Source organism: Pseudarthrobacter sp. (assembly GCF_036675385.1).
Taxonomy (GTDB): domain Bacteria; phylum Actinomycetota; class Actinomycetes; order Actinomycetales; family Micrococcaceae; genus Arthrobacter.
Genome location: NZ_JAKFFD010000116.1, coordinates 22,098 through 28,755 on the forward strand (window position 1 = coordinate 22,098; position 6,658 = coordinate 28,755).

Genomic DNA, 6,658 nt, shown 5'->3' on the forward strand with positions numbered 1-6,658 from the left:
TCAAGACCTCGGCCGCACGGACGCACGCCCGGCCGGTCACAATCGGAAAGTACATAACAATTCCAGGGAGGTGATGTACACCACTGGCAGGAGTGGGCTACGCTTTTTTCACTTCGTGGCGCAGGTCACGTAACCTGGGAGCAGCAGGCAGGGTCGTAATGAGCTGGCATCAATGGATGCCGGCTCTTTTTTGTTGGGTCGGCTCCACCAGAAACGCGTTGGAAATACGCGCTTAATTTCGTTGGTGGACCGTAAAGGTTCCACCTCGTAGAAGTTGGGATATGACCATGAGCAACAAAATCGTCCTCGGCGACAACCAGTACGGCAAGGCAGAAGTCCGCGTCGTCAAAGTCACCCGCGACACCGACCGCCACCAGATCGAAGACCTGAACGTAACGTCGCAGCTGCGCGGCGATTTCGAGGCTGCGCACCTGAAAGGCGACAACGCCCATGTCGTCGCCACGGACACCCAGAAGAACACCATCTACGCCTTCGCCCGGGCGGGCGTTGGCTCCCCCGAAGCCTTCCTTCTTCGCCTCAGCGAGCACTTCACGTCAGGCTTCGACTGGGTTACGGGCGGCCGCTGGGAAGCCGAGTCCTACACCTGGGACCGCATCCAGTCGCACGGCTCCGAACACGACCACAGCTTTGTCCGGAACGGGCAGGAAGTCCGGACCGCCGTCGTGGTCCGGGACGGCAACACCACGCACGTGATCTCCGGGCTCAAGGACCTGACCGTCCTGAAGACCACCCAGTCCGGCTTTGTCGGCTACCCGCGAGACAAGTACACCACCCTGCCCGAGACCACGGACCGCATCCTGGCCACGGATGTTTCCGCCCGCTGGCGCTACAGTACGGGTCTGGACCACACGGCCACGGACTTCAACAAGAGCTACGAGGACATCAAGGCCCTGCTGCTCGAGGGCTTTACGGAGAACTACTCCCACGCCCTGCAGCAGACCCTGTTCGACATGGGCAAGAAGGTCCTGGAAGCACACGGCGAAGTGGACGAGATCAAGTTCTCGATGCCCAACAAGCACCACTTCCTGGTTGACCTCAGCCCATTCGGGCTCGACAACCCCAACGAGGTCTTCTTCGCCGCGGACCGCCCCTATGGCCTGATCGAGGCCACGGTCCAGCGCGAAAACTCAGGCACGGCCCCCGCCGCCTGGAACGGCATTGCCGGCTTCTGCTGATCTGCCACCGGGTCTCGACGGGCTCGACCACCGGACAACGCCGGTGGTTGGGCCCGTCTTCCCTGGTTGGGCCCGTCCCCCCTGGTTGGGCCCGTCTCCGGTGATTGAGCTTGTCGAAATCCACCCGGTCACGCTCCCCAAAGCCCCAAATTGTTAGCCAGACATTGTTAGCCAGACGAAGGCGTCTGCCATGAACCAAGAAAGTCTGCCATGAACAGCAAGAAGAATTCCCGGCCCGCGTCGACTAGTTCCACGGCCCGCCCCGAGGACAAGCGCCTCTCCATCGGAAGCACGTTCGCGTACGGCTTCCAGCACGTATTGACCATGTATGGCGGCATCATCGCCCCGCCGCTCATCATCGGAGCCGCGGCCGGCATGTCCGCCACGGACATCGGCCTGCTCATCGCGGCCTGCCTGTTTGTGGGCGGCCTCGCCACCATTCTGCAGACCGTGGGCATCCCGTTCTTCGGATCGCAGCTGCCGCTGGTCCAGGGCGTCTCGTTCGCCGGCGTCTCCACCATGGTGGCGATCGTCCAGGGCGGCGGCGGCATCCAGGCCGTCTTCGGCTCCGTGATTGTGGCGTCCCTGATCGGCCTGGCCATCACGCCGCTCTTCTCCAGAATCATCAAGTTCTTCCCTCCTGTGGTCACCGGCACGGTCATCACCACGATCGGCCTGACCCTCATGCCGGTCGCCGCCAACTGGGCCATGGGCGGCAACGCCAAGGCCGAGAACTACGGGAGCGTGGCCAACATCGGCCTCGCCGCGGCCACCATGGGCATCGTCCTGCTGCTGAGCAAGGTGGGCAACGCCGCCATCTCCCGCCTGTCAATCCTGCTCGCCATGGTGATCGGCACCGTGATTGCACTGTTCACGGGCATGGCCGATTTCTCCAAAGTGGGCCAGGGCGACGTTGTCGCCTTCCCCACGCCGTTCGCCTTTGGCCTGCCGACCTTTGAGATCGCGGCGATCATTTCGATGCTGATTGTCATCCTGGTGACGCTCACCGAGACCTCGGCGGACATCATCGCCGTCGGCGAGATCGTGGACACCAAGGTGGACTCACGCCGCATCGGAGACGGCCTCCGTGCTGACATGCTCTCAAGCGCCATCTCGCCCCTGTTCAACTCCTTCACCCAGAGCGCCTTCGCCCAGAACGTGGGCCTCGTGGCGATCACGGGCATCAAGAGCCGCTTCGTGGTGAGCGCCGGCGGGCTCATCCTCGTGATCCTGGGCCTGCTGCCCATCCTTGGCCGAGTGGTCGCAGCGGTTCCGACCCCCGTCCTGGGCGGCGCCGGCGTCGTACTCTTTGGAACGGTGGCCGCCAGCGGCATCCGCACGCTTGCCAAGGTGGAGTACAAAAACAACATGAACCTGGTCATCGTGGCCGCCTCCATCGGCTTTGGCATGATCCCGATTGCGGCCCCGAAGTTCTACGACCAGTTCCCGTCCTGGTTCTCCACGATCTTCCACTCGGGCATCAGCTCGGCCGCCGTCATGGCCATCCTGCTGAACCTGCTCTTCAACCACCTCAAGGCCGGCAACTCGGAGAACCAGTCAGTGTTTGTGGCCGGCACCGCCCGGGTGGTCACTGAAGCCGACTTGAAGATCCTGGCCGACGGCGACCGGTACGAGGGCGGCAAACTGATCGACGCCGAAGGCAAGGAAGTCCCGGTGGAGTCGTCGTCGAAGTCTGACCACTAGCGTCACCCAGCACCACCCACAACGCCAAGCGCGAACGGACACTTGGGGCCCAGAATCCGCAGATTCCAGGGCCCCAAGTGTCCGTTCGCGCTGTTGTGGTTAAGGGCTGACGACGGCGGGACGCATCAGTTCTGGTTGAGCTCCGCCGAGATCGCCAGCGCGGCCTGGCGCAGCAGCGGCACGGCGCGGTCGGCGAAACTCTGGTCCACGCGGCTGATCGGCCCGGAGACCGAGATCGCGGCAGGGGTGGGCGCGTTGGGCACGGCCATCGCGAAGCAGCGCACGCCAAGCTCCTGCTCTTCCTCGTCGATGGAGTAGCCGCGTTCACGGATCAGCTTGAGATCGGCCAAGAGGGAATCGATGTCGCCGATGCTCTTGGCCGTTGGGGTGGGCATGCCGGTGCGGGCCACGATGCCGCGCACCACGTCGTCGTCCAGCTGGGCCAGGATTGCCTTGCCGACGCCGGTGTCGTGCGTGTGGGCGCGGCGGCCCACCTCGGTGAACATGCGCATGGAGTGCAGGGAGGGCACCTGGGCCACGTAGATGACCATGTCCGAATCCAGCACGGCCATGTTGGAGGTTTCGCCGAGGCGCTCCACGAGGTTCTTCAGCTGCGGGCGGGCCACGGCTCCGAGCTGCTTGCTGGCGCCTTCGCCGAGCCGGATCAGCCGGGGGCCCAGTGCGTAGCGGCGGTTGGGCAGCTGGCGGATGTAGCCAAGCGAGACCAGCGTGCGCAGCAGTCGGTGGATGGTGGGCAGGGGCAGGTCCGTGGAGGAGGAGAGCTCGCTGAGCGTCACGTCTCCGCCGGCGTCCGTGATGAGTTCCAGCAGTTCGAAGACGCGCTCGACGGACTGCACGCCTCCGGAGGCTTTTTCAGCCATTCCGTTGCCTCCTTGGGGCTCAGATTCTGACAACTCTTATCCACATCGTGAAAAGAGTTGCTTAGAACACTCAACATACAGCACCGCCGGGCCGGACGCGATGCCCCCAAACATGACCGCCAGGGGGTTGCATTTCCACTTGGCAGATAATAATATCCATAATACGAAAACATTCGGTTGCACAAGCGGTCCGGAAACGGACCCCACGAGGAGGAAATTCAATGGCGAACCCGAGCCCCGGAAATTCGATCACCCTGCGCGTCGCGGCGCCGTCCAGCTTCACTGCCACGAGTGAACTCGCTGCCGCCGTCGGCGCAGCCGGTGCAGCCATCACGGCGCTTGACGTCACCGAATCCCACCACGACACCCTGGTTGTGGACGTCACCTGCAACACCACCGACGACGACCACGCCGCCCGCGTCAAGGACGCCCTGAACGCGCTCGACGGCGTCACGGTCCAGCACGTCTCGGACCGCACCTTCCTCATGCACCTCGGCGGCAAGCTCGAGGTGGTCCCCAAGGTAGCCCTGCGCAACCGCGACGACCTCTCCCGTGCCTACACGCCCGGCGTCGCCCGCGTCTGCCTCGCGATCGCCGAGGACCCGGCAGCGGCCCGCAACCTGACCGTCAAGCGCAACACCATCGCCGTCCTCACCGACGGTTCGGCCGTCCTGGGCCTGGGCAACATCGGCCCGGCCGCGGCGCTGCCCGTTATGGAAGGCAAGGCCGCCCTGTTCAAGCAGTTCGCCAACGTTGACGCCTGGCCGGTCTGCCTGGACACCCAGGACACCGAGGAAATCATCATGATCGCCAAGGCCATGGCGCCCGTCTACGGCGGCATCAACCTTGAGGACATTGCTGCGCCGCGCTGCTTTGAAATTGAGAAGCGCCTGCGCGATGAACTCGACATCCCCGTCTTCCACGACGACCAGCACGGCACCGCCATCGTCACCCTCGCGGCCCTCCACAACGCCCTGCGCGTGGTGGACAAGAAGCTCCCCGAGGTCCGCATTGTTGTCTCGGGCGTCGGCGCCGCCGGCTCGGCCATCATCCAGCTCCTCAAGGCCCAGGGCGCGCAGCACATCGTTGCCGCCGGCCGCTCCGGAGCCATCCACTCGGGCGAGCAGTACGACGACGAGCACCGCGCCTGGATTGCCGCGAACACCAACGAGGAGGGCTTCTCTGGAACCCTGCACGAGGCCATGGCCGGTGCCGACGTCTTCATCGGCGTCAGCGCCCCGCACGTGATCGGCGAGGAGCAGGTCGCCGCCATGGCCGAGAATGCGATCGTCTTCGCCATGGCCAACCCGACGCCGGAGATCGACCCGGTCATTGCGTCCAAGCACGCGGCCGTGGTGGCCACCGGCCGCAGCGATTTCCCCAACCAGATCAACAACGTATTGGCCTTCCCGGGCTTCTTCCGGGGGCTGCTCGACGCCGGCGCGAGCGACATCACGCCGGAGATGCTGGTGGCCGCCGCAGACGCCATCGCCAACCGGGTAGCTGACGACGAGCTGAACGCGAGCTACATTATCCCCAGCGTCTTCGATCCTCATGTAGCCGCCGATGTGGCTGCCGCAGTGGCAGGCGCCGCTCACGCCGCCCGCGCTCTCTAGAAAAGGACTTACGAATATGGCTATCACTGTTACCGACCGCCAGCCGGTCGCCCGCGCCGAGGAGATCCTCACCCCCAGGGCCCTGGCCTTTATCGAGGAGCTGCACCGCCGCTTCGCCGGCACGCGCAACGAGCTGCTCGAGGCCCGCCAGGCCAAGCGCGACGGCGTCGCCCGCACCAGCCGCCTGGACTTCCTCCCGGAGACGCAGGAAATCCGCGACGGCGACTGGAAGGTCGCCGAGGCGCCCGCCGCGCTGCAGGACCGCCGCGTCGAGATGACCGGCCCGGCCACCCCGGCCAAGATGGCCATCAACGCCCTGAACTCCGGCGCCAAGGTATGGCTGGCGGACCTCGAGGACGCCAGCACGCCCACGTGGCCCAACGTCATCGACTCCATCCTGAACCTGCGCGACGCCGCAACCGGCACCCTCGCCTACACCTCGCCCGAAGGCAAGGAATACACGCTCCGCACCGACGCGCCGCTGGCTGTTGTGGTGGCCCGCCCCCGCGGCTGGCACATGCCGGAAAGGCACCTGCTGATCGACGGCGAACCCGCCGTGGGTGCGCTGGTGGACTTCGGCCTGCACTTCTTCCACACCGCCAAGCAGCTGCTGCTCAACGGCCACGGCCCGTACTACTACCTGCCCAAGATGGAATCGCACCTCGAGGCCCGCCTCTGGAACGAGGTCTTCGTGTTCGCCCAGGACTTCCTCGGCATCCCGCAGGGCAGCGTCCGCGCCACCATGCTGATCGAAACCATCCCGGCCGCCTTCGAGATGGACGAGTTCCTTTACGAACTCCGGGACCACGCCTCGGGCCTGAACGCCGGCCGCTGGGACTACCTGTTCAGCATCATCAAGTACTTCCGCGACGCCGGCGAGGAATTTGTACTCCCGGACCGCGCCTCGGTGGTTATGACGGCTCCGTTCATGCGCGCCTACACCGAGCTGCTGGTGAAGACCTGCCACAAGCGCGGCGCCTTCGCCATGGGCGGCATGGCCGCCGTCATCCCCAACCGCAGGCACCCCGAGGTCACCGAAGCAGCCTTCGCCAAGGTCCGCGCGGACAAGACCCGCGAGGCGAACGACGGGTTCGACGGCTCCTGGGTGGCCCACCCGGACCTGGTCCCCACCTGCCGGGAGGTGTTCGACGCCGTCCTCGGCGAGCGCCCGAACCAGCTGGACAAGCAGCGCCCCGAGGTTTCGGTTACTGCGGACCAGCTGATCGACATCGCCTCGGCTGACGGCCAGGTCACCGAGGGC

At 65.3% G+C, this 6,658-nt stretch carries 5 protein-coding genes; 4 read left to right on the forward strand and 1 reads right to left on the reverse strand.

Features of this window, described 5'->3' with window-relative positions; all coding sequences use genetic code 11:
• Positions 1-281 precede the first annotated feature (281 nt).
• Positions 282-1,196, forward strand: coding sequence for a factor-independent urate hydroxylase (pucL, locus tag V6M49_RS09370; RefSeq protein ID WP_210412336.1), 915 nt, complete (start codon positions 282-284; stop codon positions 1,194-1,196).
• A 210-nt stretch (positions 1,197-1,406) separates the two neighbouring features.
• Complete coding sequence (locus V6M49_RS09375; protein ID WP_332760939.1) at positions 1,407-2,900, forward strand: nucleobase:cation symporter-2 family protein; 1,494 nt, start codon at positions 1,407-1,409, stop codon at positions 2,898-2,900.
• Positions 2,901-3,025: 125 nt separating this feature from the next.
• On the opposite strand, the gene V6M49_RS09380 is transcribed toward V6M49_RS09375, so the two are convergent.
• Positions 3,026-3,781 (reverse strand): IclR family transcriptional regulator, encoded by a 756-nt coding sequence (locus tag V6M49_RS09380; RefSeq protein WP_141141686.1) that lies wholly within the window; start codon positions 3,779-3,781, stop codon positions 3,026-3,028.
• Between the two features lie 221 nt (positions 3,782-4,002).
• On the opposite strand from V6M49_RS09380, the gene V6M49_RS09385 reads away from it, so the two are divergent.
• Together V6M49_RS09385 and aceB are read left to right on the forward strand one after the other, a co-directional pair.
• Positions 4,003-5,397, forward strand: coding sequence for an NAD-dependent malic enzyme (locus tag V6M49_RS09385; RefSeq protein ID WP_254752352.1), 1,395 nt, complete (start codon positions 4,003-4,005; stop codon positions 5,395-5,397).
• A gap of 16 nt (positions 5,398-5,413) precedes the next feature.
• Positions 5,414-6,658, forward strand: a 1,245-nt coding sequence (gene aceB / locus V6M49_RS09390; RefSeq protein WP_332760940.1) for a malate synthase A, incomplete at its 3' end; no start/stop codon positions are given.